This window comes from Streptosporangium nanhuense, assembly GCF_059358815.1.
In genome coordinates this window covers 15439-39432 of sequence record NZ_JCADBG010000022.1, presented here as the reverse complement: position 1 = coordinate 39432, position 23994 = coordinate 15439, and the positions used below count along the sequence as shown (strand labels likewise).

Sequence of the window (23994 nt, the reverse complement as noted above, 5' to 3'; positions counted from 1 at the left end):
CGCAGTAAGGTGAGCGGTGGCAGGATGCCTCCCATGCCTGCCAAGCGACCACCCGTCCCGCTCTCCAGGGAGCGCATCATCGACGCCGCCCTCCACATCGCCGACGGCCAGGGGCTCCGGCGCCTGACGATGCGCCGGCTGGGTGACGCGCTCCAGGTGGAGGCGATGGCCATCTACCACCACCTGCCGCGCGGCAAGGACGCCCTGATGGACGCGCTGGCCGAGCACGTCACCACCGTCCACGCCGAGCCCGGCGAGAGCTGGCAGGAGAGCGCGAGGTCCTGGTGCCGGGCGAGCCGGGCCGCGCTGAGGGAGCATCCCGGGGTGCTCGCCCTGGCCCTGACCAAGCCGCCGAGGGGCAGGGCGGCGATCGCGATCAGGGAGCAGACCGACCAGCTGGCCGACGCGGGCCTGGCCGATCCCGCGGGGGCGGTGCGGGCCCTGCGGGCCTACGTCTTCGGCGCGGTGGCGGTGGAGGTGCAGCAGTCGGGCTGGGCCGACCCCTCCGGCGACGAGGACGAGCCCTGGCGCCCCCCGTCCAGGGGAGGCGGCAGCCCGGCGGCCGACGCCGACTTCGAGCACGGCCTGGACGCGCTCCTGGCCGGTCTGGGCACGCGGTGAACGCATCGGATCGGGTAACGGACGGTCACGGGCCAGGAAATCCGCGTCGGCGCACGTCAGAAACTTGTAACCGATCGTTTACCTGCTCGGCGGCGTGTCGCACTTGGTCGAATGTCCTTATATGAGGCATGCTGTGTTATAGGTCACATCCCCTGATAAAGCCCTGCCGGACTGACCCCTTACCAGTTCTCAAACAGTCCTAACGGGCTATGTCGCCGAGGTGCGATCGATCGCACACTTGATCTGCTTGATGTGCGGCCCCCGTTCTGTTAGGGGCCGCATGGCCATATATCAACATTAAGATGCTCGTCCCCGTCATACGTGGGAACGGAGACCCATCGGTGACGGTGCCGCCGGATGTCCGATGCCCACCCGTGCCCGGTGTGACCGGGCGAGCCGACACGAGAGATCCGGAGGCACGCCGATGTGCCCGCACGAGCCGTCCTGTCCGTCCGCCGACGCGCTGGACCGCGAAGCCGCCCGCACCATGGCGGCCCACCCCGAGCAGGGCTGGAGTCTGCTCTGCAACGGTGTGGTGCTGTTCGACGACACCGGCGAGCTCCTCCCGGACGGTGCCGTCATCGAGCCGCACCGGCCACTGGCCGGCGTCGTCTGAGGCCGGTCACGCCCGGCCGGTCGCGCTGAGCCGGTCCACCGAGCCCGGCCGCATCCTCGTGTCGAGCCACTCGGCGACCACCTCGCCCACCCCGGCGGGATTCCTCCCGAGGTCGTGACCCTCTCCCGGCAGCACCACCAGGCGCGCGGCGTCCGCCGCCTCGGGCACGCCGAACGGGTCACGGTCTCCGTTCACCACCAGCACGTCCACACCCGCCGCGCGCAGCTCCCCGGCGCGTGACCGCTCCGGCTTCCCCGGCGGGTGCAACGGGAAGGCCAGCGCGACGACCGCGCGGGCCTCGACCCTCCCGGCCGTACGGCACGCGACCCTGGCCCCGTTGCTCCGCCCGCCCTGCGCGAGCGGCAGTCCCGGATAGCGCCCGCGCAGCCCGGCCACCAGTGTCTCCCACGCCTCGTCCTGCTTGACCGCCGACCCCGGCGCGCGGGCTCCGCGCATCCGGAACGGCTGGAGCACCCGCGCGACCGTGCCGCCGATCGCCGTCACGGCGTCCCGTACGGCCAGCAGGTCCGGGGCGTCCACTCCCCCGGCCGAGCCGTGGGTGAGCACCAGCAGGAAGCGCGGGGAGGCCACCTCGTCGATCTCCACCAGCGCCGGGCCGTGCGGGGTCGCGATCTCCATCGGCGGGACCGCGACCGCCGGGGGCCGGGCGCCCGGCGTGGACGCGCCGGCGAGAGGGGTGGACTTGGAGGTGGACACGGATCTCCTCCTATTGACTGATGTCCGGCGGGCGGCCGGAAGGAAGAATCGAGGTGTGCAGGACTATCAAGATATCCGCCAGGACATGCGTGCCACCGTCGAGGCCCGGCGCGACCTCGGCCCGGAGTACGAGACCGCCCTCATCGAGTCGTTCGTGTCGCGCCTGGACGCGACCATCGCCCACCGGGTGCATGCCGAGATGCAGGCCGCCGGGGCGCCGAAGGCCAAGCCGCGCAAGAACTCGAACAGCTCGATCCCGATCGCCCTCGGTTCGATGGGCATCGGGATCCCGCTGACCGCCATCGCCGCGGAGTCCTCCGGCACCGCCGGGCTGCTGCTGGCCTGGGGCGGGATCGTGGCGATCAACTTCGCCCACGCCCTGAGCCGCTGGCGCGAGCGCGGCTGACGCCCCCGGAGCCCCGCCCCCACCCGGGGCGGCCGGGAATCGGCGAGGTCCTCCGCGGGCCCGGCACCCACCGCGCCCTCGCGCGGGAGACGGCGCGCCGCGCGCCCCGGGTTCAGAGATCCCGGTCGAGGCGGAGGCGGACCTCGCCGGCGAGGTCCTCGTCGGCGCTGTCAAGGCCGTAGCGCCACACCCGCTCGGCGTCCTCGTCGCGTCCCCTGAGCGGGAGCGTGCGGGCCAGGAGCTCGATGGCCAGCGCGCCGGTCTCGACGTCGCCGCCCTCCTCGATCGCGCCGGAGAACTCCGCGCACGCCAGCTCCAGATGGGCGATGCCGAGCATCACCCGCAGTCTCGCCACCTCGACCGCGTCGGGCACCGCGAGCGCCTCCAGGAGCACCTGGGCGGCCTCGCCCGGCTCGCCCTCCTCCAGGAGTGCCTCCGCGAGCCGCTGGGCGGCACGAGGAGCGATCTCCGGGTCGGCGGTGGCCAGTGCGTCGCGCAGCGACCGCTCGGCCTCCTCCTCGCTCGTGGCGAGCCTGGCGAGGGCCATGTGCGCCGGCGGCACGTAGGCGGGGTGGCCGACGCCCAGCGCGGCCTGCCAGGCGGCGCGGGCCTGGTCGGCCAGCCCCTCCCGCTCGAAGCTCCCCGCGAGCAGGCAGGCGGCCTGGGCGGCGAACTCCGGATGCCCGGTGGCCAGCGCGGTGCGCGCGGCGGCGCGCGAGCCCGCGACGTCCCCGCTCTCCTCCAGCACCACCGCGAGACCCACCGCGGCCTGGGCCCGGTCGGGCTCGTCGGGATCGGCGGCCAGCTCGGCGAAGATCGCGGCGGCGCCGTCGAGATCCCCCGACTCGGCCAGTCTTCGCGCGGTGTCCAAGGGACGGGTGTCCACCTCAGGCATGCATGATCCTTCCGGATACGGAGACGCCCCGAGCCTAACGACTCGGGGCGCCCTCCGTCCCGTCGCATTCCCCGCGAATATCGAGGTTCGCGCGCTTTCCGCCCCCGTGAGGATCAGTCCTCGTACGCCTCCAGCGGGGGGCAGGAGCAGACCAGGTTGCGGTCGCCGTAGGCCTGGTCGATGCGGCGGACCGGCGACCAGTACTTGCCCTCGCGCACCGACGGCAGCGGGTAGGCCGCCTCGGTGCGGCCGTAGGGGTGGCTCCACTCGTCGGCGACGAGGCTGTCGGCCGTGTGCGGGGCGTTGCGCAGCGGGTTGTCGGTCTTGTCGTACGCCCCGGAGGCGACCTTCGCGATCTCCTCGCGGATCGCGATCATCGCCTCGCAGAACCGGTCGAGCTCGGCCAGGTCCTCGCTCTCGGTCGGCTCGATCATCAGCGTGCCGGCCACCGGGAAGGACATGGTCGGGGCGTGGAAGCCGTAGTCGATGAGGCGCTTGGCCACGTCGTCGACCGTCACGCCGGTCTCCTTGGTGATCTGGCGCAGGTCCACGATGCACTCGTGGGCGACGAGGCCGCCGCGGCCGGTGTAGAGGACCGGGTAGTGCGGGCTGAGCCTGCGGGCCAGGTAGTTGGCCGACAGGATGGCCTGCTCGGTGGCCGCCTTCAGGCCGTCGGCGCCCATCATCCGGATGTAGGCCCAGGAGATGGACAGGATGCCCGCGGAGCCGTACGGCGCGGCCGAGACCGGGCCCACCGCGGTCCCCTCACGCAGCGGGTGGCCGGGCAGGTAGTCGGCCAGGTGGGCGCGGACCGCGACCGGGCCGACGCCGGGGCCGCCGCCGCCGTGCGGGATGCAGAAGGTCTTGTGCAGGTTCAGGTGGGAGACGTCCGCCCCGAACTCGCCGGGCCTGGCCAGGCCGACCAGCGCGTTGAGGTTGGCGCCGTCGACGTAGACCTGGCCGCCGGCCTCGTGCACCAGCTCGCAGATCCGGACGATGGTCTCCTCGTACACGCCGTGCGTGGACGGGTAGGTCACCATGATCGCGGCAAGCTGCTCGCGGTGCTTGCCGATCTTCGCGACGAGGTCGTCGACGTCCACGTTGCCCTGGTCGTCACAGGCGACCACGGCCACCCGCATGCCCGCCATGACGGCGCTCGCGGCGTTGGTGCCGTGCGCGGACGAGGGGATCAGGCAGACGTCGCGGCCCGACTCGCCGCGCGCGGTGTGGTAGGCGCGGATCGCCAGGAGCCCGGCGAACTCGCCCTGGGAGCCGGCGTTCGGCTGGAGCGAGACGGCGTCGTAGCCGGTCACCTCGGCCAGCCAGTTCTCCAGCTGCCCGATCAGCTCGACGTAGCCCGCGGCCTGGTCCTCGGGCGCGTAGGGGTGCAGCCCGGCGAACTCCGGCCAGGTGATCGGCTCCATCTCGGTGGTCGCGTTGAGCTTCATGGTGCAGGAGCCCAGCGGGATCATCGACCGGTCGAGCGCGATGTCCTTGTCCTGGAGCCTGCGCAGGTAGCGCAGCATGGCCGTCTCGGAGCGGTGGCTGTGGAAGACCGGGTGGGTCAGGTAGTCGCTGACCCGGGCCAGCGCGGCGGGCAGCGCGTCGTGCGCGGCGGCGTCGAGGTCGGCCAGCACGGCGCCGCTGATCTCGAAGGCGGCCAGGACCTGCTCCAGGTGGAGGAGCTCGGTCCTCTCGTCGCAGGTGACGCCCACGTGGTCGGCGTCGACCAGGCGCAGGTTCACCCCGTTGTCGCGGGCCGCGGCGACGACCGCCTCGGCCCGGCCGGGCACCCTGGCGAGCACGGTGTCGAAGAAGGTGTCGTGCACCACCTCGACACCGCCCTGGCGCAGGCCCTCGGCGAGCACGACGGCGTGCCGGTGGGTGCGCCGGCCGATCCTGCGCAGGCCCTCGGGGCCGTGGTAGACGGCGTACATGCCGGCGATCACGGCGAGCAGCACCTGCGCGGTGCAGATGTTGCTGGTGGCCTTCTCGCGGCGGATGTGCTGCTCGCGGGTCTGCAGCGCGAGCCGGTAGGCGGGGCGCTGGTCGGCGTCCTGGGAGACGCCCACCAGGCGGCCCGGCAGCTGGCGCTGGAGGCCGTCGCGGACCGCCATGTAGGCGGCGTGCGGGCCGCCGAAGCCGAGGGGCACGCCGAAGCGCTGCGAGGAGCCGACCGCGATGTCGGCGCCGAGCTCGCCGGGCGCGGCCAGGACGGTGAGGGCCAGCAGGTCGGCGGCGGCGACCACCTGGGCGCCGCGCGCGTGGGCGGCGTCGGCGACGGCGCGGAAGTCGCGGATCCTGCCGCTGGCGCCGGGGTACTGCACGAGCACCCCGAAGCACTCGGGCAGCTCGGCGGTGAAGTCGCTCTCGACCAGCTCGATGCCGAGCGGCTCGGCGCGGGTGCGCAGCACAGCCTTGGTCTGCGGCAGCGCGTCGGCGTCCACCACGAACACCTTCGAGGGGCTGCGGCCCGCGCGGCGGGCCAGGGTCATCGCCTCGGCGGCGGCGGTGGCCTCGTCCAGCAGGGAGGCCCCGGCGACGTCGAGGGCGGTCAGGTCGGAGACGACGGTCTGGAAGTTGATCAGGGCTTCCAGACGGCCCTGGGAGATCTCCGGCTGGTAGGGCGTGTACGCGGTGTACCAGCCCGGGTTCTCCAGGAGGTTGCGACGGATGACGCCCGGGGTGATCGTGTCGTGGTACCCCAGGCCGATCATCGAGGTGAGCACGGTGTTGCGGCCGGCGAGGACGCGCAGCTCGGCGAGGGTCTCGGACTCCCCTGCCGCCGGGGGCAGGCTCAGCCGCCCGGAGGAGCGGATCGCCTCGGGTACGGCCACCGCGACCAGGTCGGCGACGGAGGCGAACCCGACCGCCTCCAGCATGCGGGCCTGGCCGGCGTCGTCCGGTCCTATGTGGCGGGTCGCGAAGGCGGGGGAGCCGAGTTCGCTGAGCGATGACAGGTCGGTCATTGGTGAAGCCTCCCGGGACGGGGTGGAGACCGGCGCTGGGCGCGGGCGTATGCCTGGTCTCCCCCTCTGTCATCACGACCGTCGTCGCGGGTCGTGACCTGAGAGCTTCACCTGCCCCTCATGGGGCGGCTTGCACCGTCGGTGAGTCGCGCCTGGCGAGCGCGCCTGCTTTCCAGAGTTGCCTCGTCCGTGCGGTACCGGGTGCCTGAGAGATTCCGGGGAGGTTGCTCCTTCGGCGCCCCGATCGCGGTCGGGGTCTCTCCCGCACAGGGTCAGTGGCAAGTCCGAGTTTACCCGGTTCGTCGTGCTCTGCGACGGCGGGCCAGCTCATCGGCCTGATGATCTCCTAAAGGGCCCTCGCTCGACTCCGCACGTTCGCCCGGCAGATCCGCGAGGGAGCCCTCCACCTCCTGCCACACCCGTCCCAGAGCTATCCCGAAGACTCCCTGACCGCCCTGGAGGAGGTCGATGACCTCGTCGGGCGAGGTGCACTCGTAGACGCTCACCCCGTCGCTCATCAGGGTGATCCCGGCCAGGTCGTTGACGCCCCTGTCGCGCAGGTGCTGCACGGCGATGCGGATCTGCTGGAGGGAGACGCCGGTGTCGAGGAGCCGCTTGACGACCTTGAGGACCAGGATGTCGCGAAAGCCGTAGAGCCGCTGGGAGCCGGAGCCGTGGGCGGCCCGGACGGTGGGCTCGACCAGGCCGGTGCGCGCCCAGTAGTCGAGCTGCCGGTAGGTGATGCCGGCCGCGGAACAGGCCGTGGGACCGCGGTAGCCGATGTCGGCGGGCACCTTCACCGGTTGCCCGTCGAACAGCAGACCCTCTTCACCCGCGCGCTGACGTGCCGACTGGCGCCGTTCCGGGTCATCCTGATCGGCGTTTCTACCCTCGCCGCTGCTGACCGCCACGCGGACCTCCGGCTTTCTCTCATCCCACGGCCTGATCTGGGGGTTTACGCACGACCGCGGGTTTCACTTGCACCGTAGGACTGGGGCCAAGTCCAGTCAACGACCCCACTCGGCGCGTCGTGAAGCGTAAATGCACCGAAATTCCTACCCCGCGCGGCCGAAGTCCTCGGGCGTGATCGTGTCAAGGAACTCCCTGAACTTCTCCACCTCGTCCTCCTGGTCGTCGGGGATGATCACCCCGGCCTCCCGGACCACGTCCTCACTCGCGAAGATACGTGCGCCGGTGCGAAGTGCCAAGGCGATCGAGTCCGAGGGACGCGCGCTCACCTCGACCCCGTTGGAGAACACGAGATCCGCGAAGAAGATGCCGTCGCGCAGGGCGACGATGTTGACCGTGCTCAGCCGGACTCCCAGCCCTTCGAGCACGTCGCGGAACAGGTCATGGGTGAGCGGCCGGGGTGGTGGTTCCTCGGCCTGGGCCATGGCTATCGCCGTGGCCTCCGTCATGCCGATCCAGATAGGTAGGTAACGCTCCCCATGCGTCTCTTTCAGCAAGACGATCGGCTGGTTGGAGGGCATCTCAACTCGAACGCCCACGACCTCCATCTGCAACACGGGCTGCTCCGTCTTCGCTGGATTCCGACCGGTTTGTTCAACGTAACACTCGTGGGGGTACGAGTGCCTGGTCAGGTTCTCACCGGCCCAGGGCCCCACGAACGCCGGAACGCAGCAGAGAGGCGTGCAATTCCAGCAACAGGCCGGAGATCTCCCTCGCCGTCTCGTCGGCCTGGTCGATGGCGCCGGGCCCGCGGCGGCGCAGGAGCGGGGCGACGGCCTGCTCGACCAGCCCGGCCTCGCGCTCCGCGGCGGCCTTGACGGCCCTCAGGTGGCGGGCCCGCAGGCCGAAGGCGGCCAGGGCCCCGACGCTGCGGGCCACCGCCAGCGCCTCGGCGTCGTAGTAGCGGGCCACGGCGGCCAGCAGGCCGTAGTCCTCCAGCTCGGCGAGGGTCTCCTCGTCGAGCTCGGCGGCGGCGAGCAGCTCCTCGCGGGTGAGCCTGACCTCGGGGGGAGCGTCGTCGGGGACGGCGCGCGGCCGGGCGGCCGGACGCTCCTCGCGGTCGGCCGCCTCCAGATGGTCCTTGATCACGCGTAGCGGCAGGTAGCGGTCACGCTGCTCGCTGAGGATGTAACGGAGCCGCTCGACGTCGGCGTAGGTGAACTTGCGGTAGCCGGAGGGACTGCGCTCCGGCTCGATCAACCCCTCGCCCTCCAGGAAACGAATCTTGGAGATGCTGACGTCGGGGAACTCGCCCTGCAGGAGAGCGAGCACCTCCCCGATGCTCATGTGCGCACGAGCGGCCTGCGAGCTCATCATCCTCCAGCGGCGCCGCGGGTGAGGAAGACGAGGCGGAACTTGCCGATCTGCACCTCGTCCCCGCCGTACAGCGGGACCTCCTCGATGCGCTCGCGGTTCACGTACGTGCCGTTCAGGCTGCCGACGTCGCGGACGGTGAACACCCCGCCGCCGCGCCGGTAGAACTCCACGTGGCGGCGCGAGACCGTGATGTCGTCGAGGAAGATGTCGCTCTCGGGGTGACGGCCCACGGTGGTGAGGTCGCTGTCGAGCAGGAACCGGCTGCCGGCGTTGGGGCCGCGCATCGCGACCAGCAGCGCTGTGCCCGGGGGCAACTGCTCGACGGCCTGCCGTTCGGCGAGAAGCGTCTCACCTGTCTCCGCCTCGTAGGCCTCGATCCCGGAGAGGGAGATCGTCGATGTGCTGTCTCCGGGGGTCTCGGCTTTGGTAAGCGGCGACCCGCATCGTGAACAGAAACGGGCATCCTCAGGATTGGCATGACCGCACTGCGTGCAGTAGACGCTCGGCATCGATCGGCTCGGCCTCCTACCGCGAAGACGCGGCAACGGTGCTCAGTGATGCGCGCCTCGCTTCTTCGCTTCTCAAGTGTTTTCTCGGACTGCGAATGCCGCAACCTACAGTGATGAGGGGCGAAGGTCAAGGTTGACGCTGAACCGCGGGTACGGTCGGTGACAAAGTTACAGTGGGGCACTGTCCCCGGTCCATGGCGCCGCGCTGTGTTTGTGGCAACCGCTCGGCCCGGAGCCCCCGCCCGGGCCCCGTTCCCGCGCCTTCGCGCACCCGGCCGGGGCCCGTCAGCCGCCCGCCGCCTCCTCGACCACCCGCGCCCAGTGCTCGATCAGGGTCTGCGCGGAGTCGACGTCGAACCCCTCGGCCCACAGGTGGGTGACCGCCTCCGTCGGGTCGGGCAGCACCAGGGTCCAGCTGCCGTCCTCGGCGACGACCCGTACCCCGTCGGTGGTGTCGATGCGGTAGTGCTCGGCGGCCTCGATGACCGAGCGCATCACCGCGCCCTTGGCCGCCCAGGGGGTCGGCACGGTCCGGCGCAGCAGCTTGGCCTCGGGGATCCTGGCGTCGATCTGGCTGAGCGAGAGCCGGGTCCTGGCGACCAGGCCCAGCAGGCGCAGGAACACCGCCAGGCCGTCCACCGTGGGCCCGAACTCGGGCACGATGAAGCCGCCGCGCCCGTCGGCCGCGAAGATCATCTCCGGCCCCCTGGCGGCGGCGGTGAGCGCGTCGATCGCGGTGGAGGTCCACTCGGCCTGGACGCCGTGGAACCTGCAGACCTGCTCGGCCACCCGGGTGGTGGTGACCGGCAGCGCCACCCTGCCACCGCGCCGCTCGGCGGCGACCAGGTCGAGCACCACCAGCAGGGCGCGCTCCTCGCTGATCAGCTGGCCCATCTCGTCCACCAGCGCGACCCGCTCCCCCACCGGGTCGAAGCGCACCCCGAAGGCCGCCCTGGAGGAGCTGACGAGCTCCGACAGGCGCTGCAGGTCACGGCGGCGCTCGGCGAGGGTCTCGGTGGGCGAGGCGTCGTCCAGCCGGTTGTTGACGGTCAGCACGTCCACCCCGACCCGGCCCAGCAGGCTGGGCAGCACCAGCGAGGAGGTGCCTCCGGCGCAGTCGACCACGACCTTCATGTCGGCGTCGCGCACCCCGCTGATGTCGATCAGGCGCAGCAGCTCGTGCGTGTAGTCCTCGACCGCGCGGGCGGGAAAGCTCAGCTCGGCGATCTCCCCGGGGAAGGCACGGCGGAACTCCTGCCGGGAGAAGACCCGGTCCAGCTTGCGCTGGGCCGCCGGGGACAGGTCCGCGCCGTGCTCGTCCATGAAGATGATGTCGACGCTCTGCGGGTCGCCGGGGGTGGTGCGCAGCGCGATGCCGCCGACGGCGTTCTCCCTGGCGGTGTGGAAGCGGGCCACCGGCAGCGGGGACGCCTCCAGGTCGAGCACCTTGATCGCGCTGGCGTTCAGGGCGCTGATCACGGCCCGCTTCAGCGCCCGCGCCGCGCGGGAGGAGTCGCGGGAGGTGATGACCGAGGCGCCCTTCTTCAGGGTGGTGGCGTAGGCGCTGGCGAGCCGTACGCACAGCTCGGGGGTGATCTCGACGTTGACCAGTCCCGAGACCCCGCGGGGGCCGAACAGGTTGCGCTGGGCGCGCGGCTCCCAGATGACGCTGTTGTTGATCACCGCCCCGGCCTCGATGGTCTTGAACGGATAGATCTTGACACCGGAGGAGATGTAGGCCTCGGCCTCGATGATGCACTCGTCGCCGACGACGGCGCCCTCCTCGACCCTGGCGCCGGTCATCAGGTCGGTGTTCTTGCCGATCACGCAGCCGCGCAGGTGGGCGCTGGGCCCGACGTAGACGTTGTCGTGGACGACCGCGCGGTGCAGGAAGGCCCCCTCCCTGACCACCGCGTTGCTGCCCAGCACGGTGTACTCGCGCAGCTCGGCCCCCGCCTCGATCTTGGCGTAGTCGCCGACGTAGAGGGGGCCCTTGAGGACGGCGTCGGCGTCGACCGAGGCCCCCTCGGCGACCCAGACGCCCGGCGAGACCTCGAAGGCGTCGATGTCGACCTTGACCCGGCCGGACAGGACGTCGGCCTGGGCCTTGAGGTAGCTCTCGTGGGTGCCGACGTCCTCCCAGTAACCGTCGGCCACGTAGCCGTACAGCGGGGCGCCGCGTTCCAGCAGCTTGGGGAACACGTCGCCCGACCAGTCGACGGACTCCCCCGCCGCGATCTCGTCGAGGACCTCGGGCTCCATCACGTAGATGCCGGTGTTGGCGGTGTCGGAGAAGACCTGGCCCCAGGTGGGCTTCTCTAGGAAGCGCTCCACCCTGCCCTGGTCGTCGACGATGACGATGCCGAACTCCAGCGGGTTGGGGACGCGCTTGAGCCCGATCGTGACCATCGCGCCGTTCTCGCGGTGGAAGCGGATCATGTCGGTCAGGTCGATGTCGGTCAGCGCGTCGCCGGAGATGACCAGGAAGCGCTCGTCACGGAGCCGGTCGGCGGCGTTCTTGACGCTGCCCGCGGTGCCGAGCGGCGTGTCCTCGGTGGCGTAGTACAGGCTCATGCCGAGCTCGTCGCCGTCGCCGAAGTAGTTGCGGACCAGCGCGGCCAGGAACTGCACGGTGACCACCGTCTCGGTGAAGCCGTGCCGCTTGAGCAGGCGAAGCACATGCTCCATGATCGGCCGATTGATCACGGGCAGGAGAGGTTTGGGCTGGTTCGCGGTCATCGGCCGGAGCCGTGTCCCTTCCCCGCCCGCCATGACGACGGCCTTCACAGATCACCTCTTAAGGCGTTTGGCCTCGCTTGTCAGCTGACGCACCTGTACCCAATACAGCACTCCGGACCACCAGTACAGGCCTGTGCCCCAGATCGCCAGGGACCAGCCGACGATCCCGGCGGCCTCGGCGTACCAGGAGGGATGGTGGGCCAGAAAGAGCAGGGGGAAGGCGTAGAGCAGGTTGGCCGTGGCGGCCTTGCCCAGGAAGTGCACGGGCAGCGCGGGACCGTACCCGAGGCGGCGCAGGATGAGCGGGATGCCCAGCAGCATCACGTCGCGCAGCGGGATGGCCAGCGCCAGCCACCAGGGGATGATCTCGCGCATGGCGAGGCCGAACAGGGTGGCCAGGATGTAGAGCCGGTCGGCCAGCGGGTCGAGCAGGCGCCCGAGCCTGCTGGTCTGGTTCCAGGCACGGGCGATCTTGCCGTCGAGCCAGTCGGAGAACCCGGCCAGCATCAGCAGGGCGACGGCCCAGCCGTCGGCCTTCGGGCCCAGCACCAGCCACAGGAAGACCGGCACCCCCAGAAGCCTGGCCAGGCTCAACGCGTTGGGGACCGTCCAGATTCGGTCCTCGGCCCCCGATGCTTCCGGATTCACCGGCTGATCTCCCTCCCCGTACCTGATGGTGACACTACTGCGTCGGATGCGGACGGGTGGATGTGGGCGCGCGTCCCCGCGCGTGAGAGGCACCCGGCTCGCGGGGCCGCAGGCGGGGCGGCGCACCGGCTTCCGGTCATCCTCGGGGAGGGGGGAATCCCTCCTCCCCGAGGCCGTCAAGATCGGCCGGACGGCGTACTGCCCGCCCTCCCGCACCCTCTACCCTTCAAACCATGACCAATGACACCACGCTCTTCCTGGGGCAGTGGATCCGCTCGCCGGGCACCGTCGGAGCGGTGGCGCCGAGTTCGCGGCGGCTCGCCGAGGCGGTGGCCTCGCCGGTCCCGCACCGGGGCGATCCCGTGATCGTCGAGCTCGGCCCCGGTACGGGCGCGTTCACGGCGGAGATCCAGCGCCGGCTGGGCGGCCGGGGGCACCACCTGGCCGTCGAGATCAACCCGAAGCTGGCCGAGTTCCTCGCCGCCGGGAACCCGGGAGTGGACGTCGTGGTCGACGACGCGGCACGGCTGCCCGAGCTGCTCCGGGAGCGCGGCCTGCCCCAGGCCGACGCGATCGTGAGCGGGCTGCCCTGGGCGGCGTTCTCCGAGGAGACGCAGGCCCGCCTGCTGGGCGCGGTCACCGCGATCATGGGCCCGCACACGGCCTTCACGACCTTCGCCTACAGCTTCGCCAAGCGCCTTCCCCCGGCGCGGCGCTTCAGGAGGCGCCTGATCGACACCTTCGAGGAGGTCGTCACGGGCCGGACGGTGTGGGGCAACGTGCCGCCCGCCTTCGTCTACCACGCGCGCAGGCCGCGGCTGGAGACCCCCCAGGAGGCCTGACACCGCCGGTCCAGCGCCCGGGAGGCCTGATCTCGCCGGTCCGGCGCCCGGAAAGCCTGCCTCCCTCGGTCCGGCGCCCGGGAGGCCTGATCTCGCGGTCCGGCGCGCGGGGGCCACGAAGATACCGAACTACGTTCTACGATTGCGCCCGCAGCTAGAATGGAGTTGATCATCGTGGACTTCACCCTCCCCGAGAGCGCCCTCGCCGTGCAACGCGGCATCGGCGACATCTGCGCCCGCTACGACCTGGACTACTGGCAGCGGTGCGAGAGCGAGAAACGCTGGCCCGAGGAGGTCTGGCGGGACCTGGCCAAGGGCGGCTGGCTCGGCCTGGCCGTGCCAGAGGAGTACGGCGGCGGCGGCCAGGGCCTGCTGGAGCTGGCCGTGGCCACCGAGACCCTGTCGGCCTCGGGGTCGGCCGGCGGTTCGGCGTTCACCTACGTGCTCACCCCCGGGTTCGGCGCGATGACCCTGTCCAGGCACGGCAGCGAGTGGCAGCGCGACGAGCTGCTGCCCAAGCTGGCCACCGGCGAGCTGGAGACCTGCTTCGCGCTGACCGAGCCCGACGCCGGGTCCAACGCCCTGGGCATCTCCACCTTCGCCCGCCGCGACGGCGCGGAGTTCGTCGTCAAGGGCCAGAAGATCTGGATCACCGGCGTGCAGCGCGCCACCTGGATGCTCCTGGTCACCCGGACCATCCCGGCCGCCGAGGCCAAGCCTCGCTCCAACGGGCTCACCGTCCTCCTGGTGAACGTCCCCGAGGCGGTCGCCGCCGGGCAGCTGTCCTTCCAGCCGATCCCGAAGCTCGGCGCCAACACCACCCCGTCCAACATGGTCTTCATCGACGACCTGCGGGTCCCGGAGAGGAACGTGGTCGGCGAGGTCGACCAGGGCTCGCTGGTGCTGTGGGACATCCTCAACCCCGAGCGCGTCCTGCTCGCCGCCTCCGCGCTCGGCGGCGCCGAGGTGGCGCTGCGGGTGGCCGTGCAGTACGCCAAGGAGCGCGAGGTCTTCGGCCGCCCGATCGGCGCCAACCAGGCCATCGCCTTCCCGCTCGCCCAGGTCAAGGCGAAGATCGAGCTGGCGAGGCTGATGATCTACAAGGCCGCCTGGCTGTTCGACAGGCAGCTGCCCTGCGCCACCGAGGCCAACATCGCCAAGCTGTCCGCCTCGCAGGCCGCGTGGGAGGCCGCGGACCACGCCTTCCAGACGCACGGCGGCATGGCCTACTCGCTGGAGTACCCGGTGGCCCACCTGCTGACCGGCGCCCGCATCGGCAAGGTCGCCCCGGTCACCGAGGAACTCCTGCTCAACTACCTGGCCACCCAGGTGCTCGGGCTGCCGAGGAGTTTCTGACCCGATTACCCCGCGACCCCGATTACCCCGTGGCGCGCGCGGGCACGATCGTCGGCGACGAGCCAGGACGAGGAGTGGTCATGTCCGCGTACGCCAGCACGGTGATCGACGCCTCCGCCGACGAGGTGTGGGAGTACCTGCGGGATTTCGGCAACGTGGCCGAGTGGCTGCCGGGGATCACCGGCTGCGAGGTCGAGGACGGCGGGGACTCCCGGCCGGGCGCGGTGCGCAGGCTGGAGAGCCCCGCCGGGGTCTTCAGGGAGCGGCTGCTCACCCTCGACGACGCCTCGCGCTCGGCGACGTACGCGATCCTGGAGAGCCCGCTGCCGGTCCGCGACTACCGGGCTCTTTATCGTGTCGCCCCCGTCACCGACAGCGGGAGGGCGTTCGTCGAGTGGTCGGCCACTTTCGAGACCGACGACGCGGCGAAGGTGACGGACTTCGTCGTCCGCCAGGTCTTCGAGCCCGGCCTGGCCGCCCTGCACGGACGTTTCTGACCGGGCGCCGTCCCCCTTGGGGCGGCCGTGCCGCACAGGTCCGGCCGGACGTCGCGGCATGGATCCCGCCTCGCGGAAAGGGGTCCCCCACCGGGGAAGGGCGACCCGCCCCCGGGAGGGGAGCCGCTCACCGCGGGAGGTCCGCCTGGCGGAAGGCCTTCGCGAGGCGGGCCGCGGCGTACTCGCGGGCCTCGGTCGCCTGGTCGAAGAAGCCCGGCAGGCCGAAGAAGCCGTGGATGGCGCCCTCGTACCTCCTGACCTCGACCGGCACTCCGGCCGCGGCGAGCTGGGCGGCGTACTCCTCGCCCTCGTCGCAGAGGGGGTCGCACTCGGCGACGATCACCGTGGCCGGGGCCAGGCCGGACTTGTCGGCCAGCCTGGCCGGAGCCAGCCGGGGGTCGGCCGGGTCGCCGCCGTACTGCGTGACGAACCAGGCCATCTCATCCGCGCCGAGCCCGAAGCCGGTGGCGTAGGCGCGGTAGCTTCCGGTGTCCATGGCCACGTCGGCCACCGGGTAGACGAGCAGCTGATGGGCCAGTACGAGCCCGGCGTCCCTGGCCTGCCAGGCGACCACGGCCGCGAGGTTGCCCCCGGCGCTGTCACCGCAGACCGCGACGCGCTCCGGGTCGGCCCCGTAGGCGCCGGGGCGGGCGAAGACGTCCTGGACGACGCTCCACGCGTCGTCGGCCGCCGCGGGGAAGGGGTCGTGGGGCGCGAGCCGGTAGTCGACCGAGACCACGACCGCCCCGTTGCGCGCCGCGAGGTCCCGGCCGAGGGCGTCGTTGCGCTCGACGCTCCCGAAGACCCAGCCTCCGCCGTGGAAGTAGACGATCACCGGGAGGGGGCGGTCGCCCTCCTCGGGCCGGTAGACGCGAACCGGCACGCCCGCGGCGACGTCGTCCCTGACCACCGGGAGGGGGAGGATCGGACCGCGCTGCTCGGCGAAGGCGTCCAGGGTCCGCAGCTCGGCGACCATCTCGGGGGTGAGCGTGGAGAGCGGGGCACCGAGGTCCGTCCGGAAGAGCTTCAGGTAGGCCTCGGCCTGCGGGTGCAACGGCATGATCGGCACTTTACCCGCCGGGTCCCCGGCACGGCGTGACCCGGACGCGCCTCACCGCCGAACGTCGCCCCCGGGCCTCGTCCCTCCGGACCCGCCTTCGGGGCTCGGCCCCTTCGTGCCTCACCACCGGACCTCGCCGTCGCGCTTCGCCGCCGGACCTCAGTGCCGGGCCTCAGTGCCGGGCCTCCTCGACCAGGGCCTCCACGAGCCGGTCGTCCCCGGCGCGTCCGAGGTTCCACTGCACGCCGATGCCGAACCGGTGCCCCTGCAGCTCGACGCCCTCGACGATCTGGTCGTCGGCCCAGGCCACGGCGAGCAGGCCGGTGCCCAGCCTCTTGACGGCCTGGTGGTGGGGCGCGGCCACCTCGACCGTGTCGCCCATCGTCTTGCCGAGCCTGCTGGAGGCGCTGATGTGGATACGGTGCGCCTGGGCGGCGGCGTGGCGGCCGTGGTCGACCACCTCGGGAAGCCAGGGGATCAGGGTGCCGCCCTGGGCGACGTTCAGGACGTGCATGCCCCGCCCCGAGGCGAGCAGCGGCAGGTCGGCCTTGACGGCGGCGCGGGCCAGCGCCAGTTCGAAGCGGTCGCGGTGCGGCTGGGGATCCCTGACGCGCTCCTCGCGGGCGGCCCCGTAGAGGGAGGGGTCGAGTTCACCCCCTCCGGCGAGGATCACGCCCGACAGCCCGCGGACGTAGTCGTCGATCCCGCCGAGATTGAGCGGGGGCAGCACCACCGGGGCGCCGCCCGCCTTCTCGACGGCTCGCGCGTAGGAGGGCGGCGACAGGACGGCCTCCCTGACCCAGTCGCCCCAGCGGGCGGCCTCGAGGTAGGCGGTGATACCGATCAAGGGTCGGGGCATGCGTTCTCCAGGGGGCGTGCGTGAGGTGGTGCCACCTGTTTCGGACAGCACCGATCCCGTCTGCAACGGCTCCCCTATCATGGCGCACTCTATTTCGGTCATGTCACACATTCGAGGTATCAGTGTCGTCTCGCCAGGAGCCCCCAACTCTCACCACGAGGACGGTTCACATCCCCGGCGACCTGGAACTCAGCCATGACCGCAGGGCTTACGATCAGTAAGAATCTCTTTCAAATCGAACGTGATTATTATTCGCCTATTTCGTTCACCGCCAATTAGTTGGTCACGCAAAATAACTTTTCAATTACGGATAGTTAGATTTCCCACCATATTGCTGAGAAACGGTTGTGACGTCTACATGGTGATGGAAGACTCAAATTCGAGTGACCAGGTGAGCCGGGGCCCCCGGTCGCTCATCACCCGGAGCCGTCAGGGAGGTGGATCTGCATGATCGGACTTTGAGCCGGTCAATTAGGGTGGGTTCGTTAAATGTCTTTGAATCCGCGTCTCGTCAAGGAAAGTTTCGCCGTCGTCGAACCCGTCGCGGACAAGGCCGCGGCGTACTTCTACGGACGCCTGTTCGCCGAGAGCCCGCACCTGCGGGCGATGTTCCCCCCGGCGATGGACGTCCAGCGCGACCGCCTGTTCAGCGCGCTGACCAGGATCGTCTGGAGCCTGGACAGCCCCGGCAGCCTGGCGTCGTTCCTCGGCCAGCTCGGCCGCGACCACCGCAAGTACGGGGTCCTCGCCGAGCACTACACCGCGGTCGGCAACGCGCTCCTCGCCACGATCAGGCGCTTCGCCGCCGAGATCTGGGACAACGAGATAGAGGCGGCGTGGGTGGCCGCGTACACCGCCGCCGCCAATCTCATGATCGAATCAGCCGAGTCGGACGCGGGCGTGTCGCCCGCCTGGTGGCTGGCCGAGGTGATCGACCACGAGCTCCGCACGCCGGAGATCGCGGTGATCACCCTGCGGCTCGACCAGCACCTGCCCTACACGCCCGGCCAGTACGTCAACGTGCAGACCGCGCGCTGGCCGCGCGTCTGGCGCACGTTCTCCATCGCGAACGCGCCCAGGGACGACAACACCGTCCGCCTGCACGTCCGCGCGATCACCGGCGGCTGGGTCTCCAGCACGCTGGTCCAGCACACCCGGATCGGCGACACCCTGACGCTGGGCCCCCCGATGGGCACCATGGTGCCCGCCGGCTCGGGGCGCGACATCCTGTGCGTGGCGGGCGGCACCGGCCTGGCCCCCATCAAGGCGATCCTGGAGCACGTGATCGACTCAGGGCTCCGCCCCAACGTCCACCTGCTCTACGGAGCCCGCACCGCCGCCGAGCTCTACGACCTGACCGACCTGGTACGGATGGAGTCGGCCTTCCCGTGGCTGCGGGTGCTGCCCGTGGTCTCCGGCGAACCGGGGTACGACGGCATGCGGGGCCAGGTGGCCGAGGTGATGGAGCGGTTCCACTCGTGGGCCGACCACGAGGCCTACGTCTGCGGCCCGAGCGCCATGGTCAACGAGGCGGTCCGCAGGCTCCAGCGGGGCGGGATGCCGCTGCCCCACATCCACCGGGACATCGTGCAGGGCGAGCCTTGAACGACATTCGGGACTAACGCCCCGAACTGATCACGCAAATTTCATAGAGCACGGCAGGACACGGCGTGGCATGGCAGCATGAGGCCCAATCCGAAAGGAGATGGTCATGCACGACGGCCCCCCTCCCAGCCCGTGCCCACCTCTCGACCGCCATCCGCGCGGCCACGTCCGCCACCATCGTCATCCGTCCGGCCCCCGGGCCGGAGCCGTTCGGCCGCACGAGCCCGTCCCCGGTCCCCTCCACCGGCGGCGGCTCCCCGCAAGCCGGGGCGAGGCCCGCCCGCGGCACCCGGTCGGCCGCGGCACGCGACGTCCAGGCCTCCTCGCCGCGCCCGCCCTGCGCGAACCGCTGCCAGGCTCTCCGGCCGCGCCCGCCCCTCGCGCACCGGTGCTCTGAGCCGATGGCCAGACCAGTCATCCTCGTGACCTTCATGCTTCCCGCCACGCTGCGGCACTGGGCGGGCGAGACCACCGAGATCCGCGTCTTCGCCATCGCCGACCACGACGACGGCCACCCCACGCTGGGCTCCGCCCTCGACATGCTCCGCCGCACGCACCCGTTCCTGGAGCAGCGGCTCCGCGACGACTACGGGTGCATCCGGCGCCACATCAGCATGTTCGTCTGCGGCGAGAACGCCCGGCACCTCGGCGGCCTCGACTGCGCGCTGCCCCCGGGTGCCGAGATCTTCGTCCTGCCCGCCCTCTCCCGCCGTCAGGAGACCACGAGCTGACACCTGCCGACACCCGCTGACACCTAGGGAGCGACCCTGCCCGAGGCCACGAAGGCCGCGTGCGTCAGGGGCATCAGCTCCGCCCAGGCCGCCTCCATCTTCTCCGCCACCATCTCGATCTCGCGCTGCGGGAACGAGGGCACCTTGGCCTGCTCGTTCTTGGTGCGCAGGGAGAGGAAGTGCATGAGCGAGCGCGCGTTGCAGGTGGCGTACATCGACGAGAAGAGACCGACGGGCAGCACGGCCCTGGCCACCTCCCTGGCGATCCCGGCCTCCAGCATCTCCTGGTAGGCGGCGTAGGACTGCCGGTACGACGACTCCATCGCCTCGGTGACGATCTTGTGCTGCTCGGCGCTGCCCTCGGCGAAGACGTACTTGCCCGGACGGCCCTCCTGGACCAGCTTCCGCTCCGCCCCCGGAACATAGAAATCAGGACGAAGCTCGCGATACCGTCCGCTTTCCTCGTTGTATGACCAGCCAACCCTGTGGCGATGGAACTCACGGAAAACGAAGATCGGCGCGCTGACGAGGAAGGTCATCGAGTTGTGCTCGAAGGGGCTGCCGTGCCGGTCGCGCATCAGGTAGTTGAGCAGTCCCCTGGAACGCTCGGGGTCCTTGCCGATCTCCTCCAGGGACTGCTCCCCGGCGGTCGAGACCCGCGCGGCCCAGAGCACGTCGGTGTCGGAGGCGCTGTGCTTGACCAGCTCCACGGTCACGTCGTCGAGAAAACGCGCCTCTGCCCCGTCGTCCGTCAACTTGCTCCCCCTCGTCGTACCAACAGTCGCCTCATTATTCCAGGGAACCCAGGCGCCCCGGTGGCGGCATCCGTCACAACCGGTATATCCGGCGGGCGTTGCCCGAGCCGATCATCTGGGCCACCCGGGCGGCGTCCGCGGTGCTCCACTCGCCGTCGCTCAGCCGCGCGGCGAGTGCCCCGGCCAGGCCGCGCCGATAGTGCAGGGCGCCGAGGTGGCAGTTCTCGGCCACGCCGTGCCCGCCGGAGCCGAACAGCTGCTTGTGGAACGGCACGAGTTCCAGGAGTTCCGCCATGACCGCGGCCGACCCCGTGGCGCTGCGGGTCAGGGCCGCTCCCACGTCGACGTAGACGTGCGGGAGGGCGCCCGCCAGATGGGCTGCCTGCCGGTGGTACGGGTGGCAGTGCAACAGGACGACGGGGACGCCCACCGGCTGCGTCGCCATGATGAAACCGGCCAGCGGCGCCGGGCCCGCGCCGTACGGACCCGGGTCGGGGCCCCAGCCGGGACCGGCGTTCCCTCCGGAGGGCCCGAAACCGCCGGCGCCCCCGGCGGCGCCGAAGCCGCCGTGCCCGCCGCCGGCGTAGGGCCGGTGGCCGCCGTACGCGCCGCGACCGCCGGGGACGGTACGGTCGCCGCCACCGCGCCCCGGCGGAATTTCGTGGCGCGTGTCCCCGGCGTGCCGGGCGAGGCCGGTGTGGAACTGCAGCGGCCGCCCGTACTCCCTGGCCACGTCGACCGCCGTCCAGAGCAGGTGGCGCAGCAGCACCTGGTCGGTGAGCCGCTCCCCCGGGCAGGCCAGCCGCCGGGTGGCCGCCGCGATCACCGCTCCCCGGCTCGGCCTGGCCGGATCGAGGGGCCGGCCGGAGCGGTGGGCGGTGACCGACTTCAGCGCGACGGCGCGGACGGCCCGCTCGGCGAGCCTCTGGGCGAGGGCGGAGATGTAGGAGACCCCGGAGACGGCGGTCCCGGCGACCTCCTCCTCGGCCCGCTCGATGTGGACGACCCGCACGGTGTCCGCGCCGTCCGCGCCGCCCATGCCGCCCATGCCGCCCATGCCGCCCATGCCGCCGACGCCGTCCTCGTGAACCATCGGACCGTCGTGGTCGTCGAAGTCGGAGCCGGACCCGTCAAGCAGGAAGGTGGAGATCCCCGCGGCGTCCAGCAGCCGCCGGTTCACCTCGGCCGCGCCGAGCTCCGCCCTGCGGGCCAGGTAGACGGCGGGCGGCACGTGCGGGGCGAGGCCGAGGACGGGGGCGCACCAGCGCCGGACAGCCGCGCCCGCGGGGGTGTCGAAGTGGGTGGTGCCCGGCGGCGCCGGGGTCCCCGTGTCGGTGAGCAGCGTCTCGAAGCGGGCCCGGGTCAGGTCGTCGCGGCGCACGCCGTGGCAGTTGTGGTCGACCAGCGGCGCCAGCAGCGCCTCCCGTACGGCGTCGGGCAGTTCGACGGGCAGCACGCCGTCCGACCTCATGCCCGCTCCTCCCCCGCCGCCGGGCGTACCGGCCGATCTCGGCCCGGTACGCCCGGCGGTCTCCACGACGGGGAGAACTCTAGGGTCGCCCGGCGTGACCGCCGGGCGCGGAATACGAGGTCTTTACCCGCCCTTGCGGCAGAGCCGGAGAACGTTGGCGATGATCTTCGCTCCCGCGCCCCCCTCGGCGGTGAGGATCGACTCGGGGTGGAACTGCACCGCGAAGCGGCGCCGCTCGACGTCCTCGATGGCCATCACCGCGCCGTCCGGGGTGAGCGCGGTGGCGGTGAACCCTCCGACGCCCGGCCGCTTGGCGTGGACCGAGTGGTAGCGCGCGGCGGTGAACTCCTCGGGGAGCCCGTCGAGCAGGGCGCTGGCGCCCAGCCGCCGCACCCGGCCGCGCTTTCCGTGCTCGGGGTAGGACAGCAGTTCGAGGGTGCCGCCGGCCTGCTCCACCATGCCCTGCAGGCCGAGGCAGACGCCGAACACCGGCAGGTCGCGCTCGTAGAGGGCGCCGACCAGGGCGGGCAGCCCGAAGTCGGACGGCCAGCCGGGGCCGGGCGACAGCACCACCAGGGAGGGCGCGATCTCGTCGATCATCGTGACGGGGAAGCCGTGCCTGAGCGTGACGACCTCGGCGCCCTGCTGGCGGAAGTAGTCGGCGAGCGTGTTGACGAAGGAGTCCTCGTGGTCGACGAGCAGCACCTTCATCCCGTCTCCCGGCGGCGTGGCGGCCGCCTCCGCCTCGGCCCGCTCCTGCGGGGCCGCGCCGACCGCGGCCAGGGCGCCCAGCAGGGCGCTGGCCTTGAGCTCGGTCTCCCGCTCCTCGGCCTCGGGGTCGGAGTCGAACAGCAGCGTGGCCCCGGCCCTGACGGTGGCGACCCCGCCGCGGATCTGCGCGGTGCGCAGGGTCAGGCCGGTGTTCATCGAGCCGTCGAAGCCGATGTAGCCGACCGCGCCGCCGTACCAGCGCCGCGTGGTGGCCTCGTGGTCCTCGATGAACTGCATCGCCCAGGTCTTGGGGGCGCCGGTGACGGTGACGGCCCACATGTGGGTGAGGAAGGCGTCGAGGGCGTCGAACTCCGGGCGCAGCCGGCCCTCGATGTGGTCGACGGTGTGGATGAGCCGGGAGTACATCTCGATCTGGCGCCGGCCGATCACCTGGACCGTCCCCGGCACGCAGATGCGGGACTTGTCGTTGCGGTCCACGTCGGTGCACATGGTCAGCTCCGACTCCTCCTTGACGCTGGACAGGAGGGTCCGGATCGCGTCGGCGTCCTCGATGGGGTTGCCGCCGCGGGCGATGGTGCCGGAGATGGGGCAGGTCTCGACGCGGTCGCCGCTGACCCGGACGTACATCTCCGGGGAGGCCCCGACCAGGTGCTCGCCCTCGCCGAGGTTGAACAGGAACTCGTACGGCGCCGGGTTGACCTTGCGCAGCCCCCGGTAGAAGGCGGCCGGGTCGGTGCAGGGCGCGTGGAAGACCTGGCCGGGGACGACCTCGAACAGGTCGCCGCGGACGAACTTCTCCTTGGCCGCGGCCACCACCTGGGCGTAGGAGCCCTTCTCGGGGTCGGCCGGGAGCTCGGACGGCGGCGGGGTGAGCGGCACGACCTCCCCCTCGCGGGCGAGCCCGTGGGTGGAGACGCCGTCCACGGTGAACTCGTAGCGGAACTCCTTGCTGGTCTCCCTCTTGCGGTCGATCACCATCACCCGGTCGGGCAGGTGCAGCACGAGGTCGCGCTGGTCGGCGGCCCGCGTCAGGACCTGCCTGATCGGCTCGAACTGGAAGGCCAGGTCGTAGCCGAAGGAGCCGTACAGGCCCAGGTGCTCGTTCTCGCCCTTGAACGCGGCGATGACCTCGCGGATCGCGGTGAAGACCGTGGGACGGCGGCTGCGCATCTCCTCGGGGAGGATGTCCTCGGACTCGGCCACGTGGACCTCGACGAGGTCGGCCGTCGGCTCCTCGACGGGCTTGCCCGCCGCCAGCAGGCAGGACACGATGGCCGGCAGGACCACCCTGCCCCGGGCGTTCAGCGCGCGGGCGGAGATCCTGCGCCCCCTGGCGACGATCTCCAGGCAGGGGTCGACGTAGGCGAGGTGCCATCGGCTGTAGCGGCCGGGATACTCCATCCCGGAGGAGAGCACTCCGCCACGGCGCTCGCCGAGCGTCGTGACGACGTCCTCAAGCACCGTCTCGGGCACGTCGGACGCGGTGACCTCGACCCCTATGCCGCCGGCGGTGGTATATCGGCTCGTCTCCACTGCGGTATCGCCCCTCTTGTTTCCCTGATGCCTCAAGGGAGCGGACACAGAAAAGGCCGCCTCCCTTGGGCGGCCGCCTGTCTGCTCGCGAATGCGAAACCTGCGCCGCTCAGAAGCGGCGCCACCACTGAAGGGTAAACGGGTGTC

At 71.5% G+C, this 23994-nt stretch carries 22 protein-coding genes and 1 riboswitch; of the genes, 8 read left to right on the top strand and 14 right to left on the bottom strand.

What is annotated here, in order from left to right; genetic code table 11:
* Positions 1 to 33 precede the first annotated feature (33 nt).
* Positions 34 to 621, top strand: coding sequence for a TetR/AcrR family transcriptional regulator C-terminal domain-containing protein (locus tag AC5L38_RS33680; RefSeq protein ID WP_495246835.1), 588 nt, complete (start codon positions 34 to 36; stop codon positions 619 to 621).
* A 424-nt stretch (positions 622 to 1045) separates the two neighbouring features.
* Positions 1046 to 1237, top strand: coding sequence for a DUF5999 family protein (locus tag AC5L38_RS33675; RefSeq protein ID WP_329094021.1), 192 nt, complete (start codon positions 1046 to 1048; stop codon positions 1235 to 1237).
* A gap of 6 nt (positions 1238 to 1243) precedes the next feature.
* On the opposite strand, the gene AC5L38_RS33670 is transcribed toward AC5L38_RS33675, so the two are convergent.
* Positions 1244 to 1876 carry an alpha/beta hydrolase family protein gene (locus AC5L38_RS33670; RefSeq protein WP_495246951.1) on the bottom strand — a complete coding sequence of 211 codons (633 nt, stop codon included), beginning with the start codon at positions 1874 to 1876 and terminating at the stop codon, positions 1244 to 1246.
* Positions 1877 to 2039: 163 nt separating this feature from the next.
* Between AC5L38_RS33670 and AC5L38_RS33665 the strand changes: the two genes are divergently transcribed.
* Positions 2040 to 2360, top strand: a complete 321-nt coding sequence (locus tag AC5L38_RS33665; RefSeq protein WP_495246834.1) for a hypothetical protein — start codon at positions 2040 to 2042, stop codon at positions 2358 to 2360.
* A gap of 112 nt (positions 2361 to 2472) precedes the next feature.
* Here AC5L38_RS33665 and AC5L38_RS33660 read toward each other — a convergent pair whose 3' ends face one another.
* The 8 genes from AC5L38_RS33660 to clsA form a co-directional block, all read right to left on the bottom strand.
* Positions 2473 to 3255 (bottom strand): hypothetical protein, encoded by a 783-nt coding sequence (locus AC5L38_RS33660; protein WP_495246833.1) that lies wholly within the window; start codon positions 3253 to 3255, stop codon positions 2473 to 2475.
* 113 nt (positions 3256 to 3368) lie between these two features.
* Positions 3369 to 6224, bottom strand: a complete 2856-nt coding sequence (gene gcvP, locus AC5L38_RS33655) for an aminomethyl-transferring glycine dehydrogenase (protein WP_495246832.1) — start codon at positions 6222 to 6224, stop codon at positions 3369 to 3371.
* Between the two features lie 182 nt (positions 6225 to 6406).
* A riboswitch (glycine riboswitch) is annotated at positions 6407 to 6499 on the bottom strand.
* Between the two features lie 15 nt (positions 6500 to 6514).
* Positions 6515 to 7135 carry a MerR family transcriptional regulator gene (locus AC5L38_RS33650; RefSeq protein WP_440087401.1) on the bottom strand — a complete coding sequence of 207 codons (621 nt, stop codon included), beginning with the start codon at positions 7133 to 7135 and terminating at the stop codon, positions 6515 to 6517.
* Between the two features lie 144 nt (positions 7136 to 7279).
* A complete protein-coding gene (locus AC5L38_RS33645; protein WP_326639501.1) occupies positions 7280 to 7750 on the bottom strand; it encodes a bifunctional nuclease family protein in 471 nt (156 codons plus the stop codon).
* 79 nt (positions 7751 to 7829) lie between these two features.
* Complete coding sequence (gene ftsR, locus AC5L38_RS33640; RefSeq protein ID WP_425581855.1) at positions 7830 to 8480, bottom strand: transcriptional regulator FtsR; 651 nt, start codon at positions 8478 to 8480, stop codon at positions 7830 to 7832.
* A 26-nt stretch (positions 8481 to 8506) separates the two neighbouring features.
* Positions 8507 to 9019 carry a double zinc ribbon and FHA domain-containing protein gene (locus AC5L38_RS33635; protein WP_329079681.1) on the bottom strand — a complete coding sequence of 171 codons (513 nt, stop codon included), beginning with the start codon at positions 9017 to 9019 and terminating at the stop codon, positions 8507 to 8509.
* A 285-nt stretch (positions 9020 to 9304) separates the two neighbouring features.
* Complete coding sequence (locus AC5L38_RS33630) at positions 9305 to 11806, bottom strand: sugar phosphate nucleotidyltransferase (RefSeq protein ID WP_495246831.1); 2502 nt, start codon at positions 11804 to 11806, stop codon at positions 9305 to 9307.
* A 3-nt stretch (positions 11807 to 11809) separates the two neighbouring features.
* Positions 11810 to 12406 (bottom strand): cardiolipin synthase ClsA, encoded by a 597-nt coding sequence (gene clsA / locus AC5L38_RS33625; RefSeq protein WP_350977386.1) that lies wholly within the window; start codon positions 12404 to 12406, stop codon positions 11810 to 11812.
* Positions 12407 to 12639: 233 nt separating this feature from the next.
* Between clsA and AC5L38_RS33620 the strand changes: the two genes are divergently transcribed.
* The 3 genes from AC5L38_RS33620 (at position 12640) to AC5L38_RS33610 (ending at position 15101) form a co-directional block, all read left to right on the top strand.
* Positions 12640 to 13248, top strand: coding sequence for a class I SAM-dependent methyltransferase (locus tag AC5L38_RS33620; protein ID WP_495246830.1), 609 nt, complete (start codon positions 12640 to 12642; stop codon positions 13246 to 13248).
* Between the two features lie 174 nt (positions 13249 to 13422).
* Positions 13423 to 14604: an acyl-CoA dehydrogenase family protein gene (locus AC5L38_RS33615; protein WP_495246950.1), complete on the top strand. Its 1182-nt coding sequence runs from the start codon at positions 13423 to 13425 to the stop codon at positions 14602 to 14604.
* An 80-nt stretch (positions 14605 to 14684) separates the two neighbouring features.
* Positions 14685 to 15101, top strand: a complete 417-nt coding sequence (locus AC5L38_RS33610) for an SRPBCC family protein (RefSeq protein WP_495246829.1) — start codon at positions 14685 to 14687, stop codon at positions 15099 to 15101.
* Between the two features lie 127 nt (positions 15102 to 15228).
* Here the strand turns inward: AC5L38_RS33610 and AC5L38_RS33605 are convergent, their stop codons facing one another.
* The gene (locus AC5L38_RS33605) at positions 15229 to 16161 is read right to left on the bottom strand and encodes an alpha/beta hydrolase (protein WP_495246828.1); all 933 of its coding nucleotides are present in this window, start codon (positions 16159 to 16161) and stop codon (positions 15229 to 15231) included.
* A gap of 172 nt (positions 16162 to 16333) precedes the next feature.
* Positions 16334 to 17020: a gamma-glutamyl-gamma-aminobutyrate hydrolase family protein gene (locus tag AC5L38_RS33600; protein WP_495246827.1), complete on the bottom strand. Its 687-nt coding sequence runs from the start codon at positions 17018 to 17020 to the stop codon at positions 16334 to 16336.
* A gap of 489 nt (positions 17021 to 17509) precedes the next feature.
* Here AC5L38_RS33600 and AC5L38_RS33595 point away from each other — a divergent pair, with 489 nt between their 5' ends.
* Positions 17510 to 18625 (top strand): globin domain-containing protein, encoded by a 1116-nt coding sequence (locus tag AC5L38_RS33595; RefSeq protein ID WP_495246826.1) that lies wholly within the window; start codon positions 17510 to 17512, stop codon positions 18623 to 18625.
* Positions 18626 to 19026: 401 nt separating this feature from the next.
* Complete coding sequence (locus AC5L38_RS33590) at positions 19027 to 19356, top strand: ubiquitin family protein (RefSeq protein WP_495246825.1); 330 nt, start codon at positions 19027 to 19029, stop codon at positions 19354 to 19356.
* 23 nt (positions 19357 to 19379) lie between these two features.
* On the opposite strand, the gene thyX is transcribed toward AC5L38_RS33590, so the two are convergent.
* From thyX to AC5L38_RS33575, 3 genes are all read right to left on the bottom strand, one after another.
* Positions 19380 to 20111, bottom strand: a complete 732-nt coding sequence (gene thyX / locus AC5L38_RS33585; protein ID WP_495246824.1) for an FAD-dependent thymidylate synthase — start codon at positions 20109 to 20111, stop codon at positions 19380 to 19382.
* 73 nt (positions 20112 to 20184) lie between these two features.
* Complete coding sequence (locus AC5L38_RS33580; protein ID WP_495246823.1) at positions 20185 to 21582, bottom strand: amidohydrolase; 1398 nt, start codon at positions 21580 to 21582, stop codon at positions 20185 to 20187.
* Between the two features lie 123 nt (positions 21583 to 21705).
* Entirely contained in the window at positions 21706 to 23847 is a 2142-nt protein-coding gene (locus AC5L38_RS33575) for an anthranilate synthase component I (RefSeq protein ID WP_495246822.1), read from the bottom strand.
* Positions 23848 to 23994 lie beyond the last annotated feature (147 nt).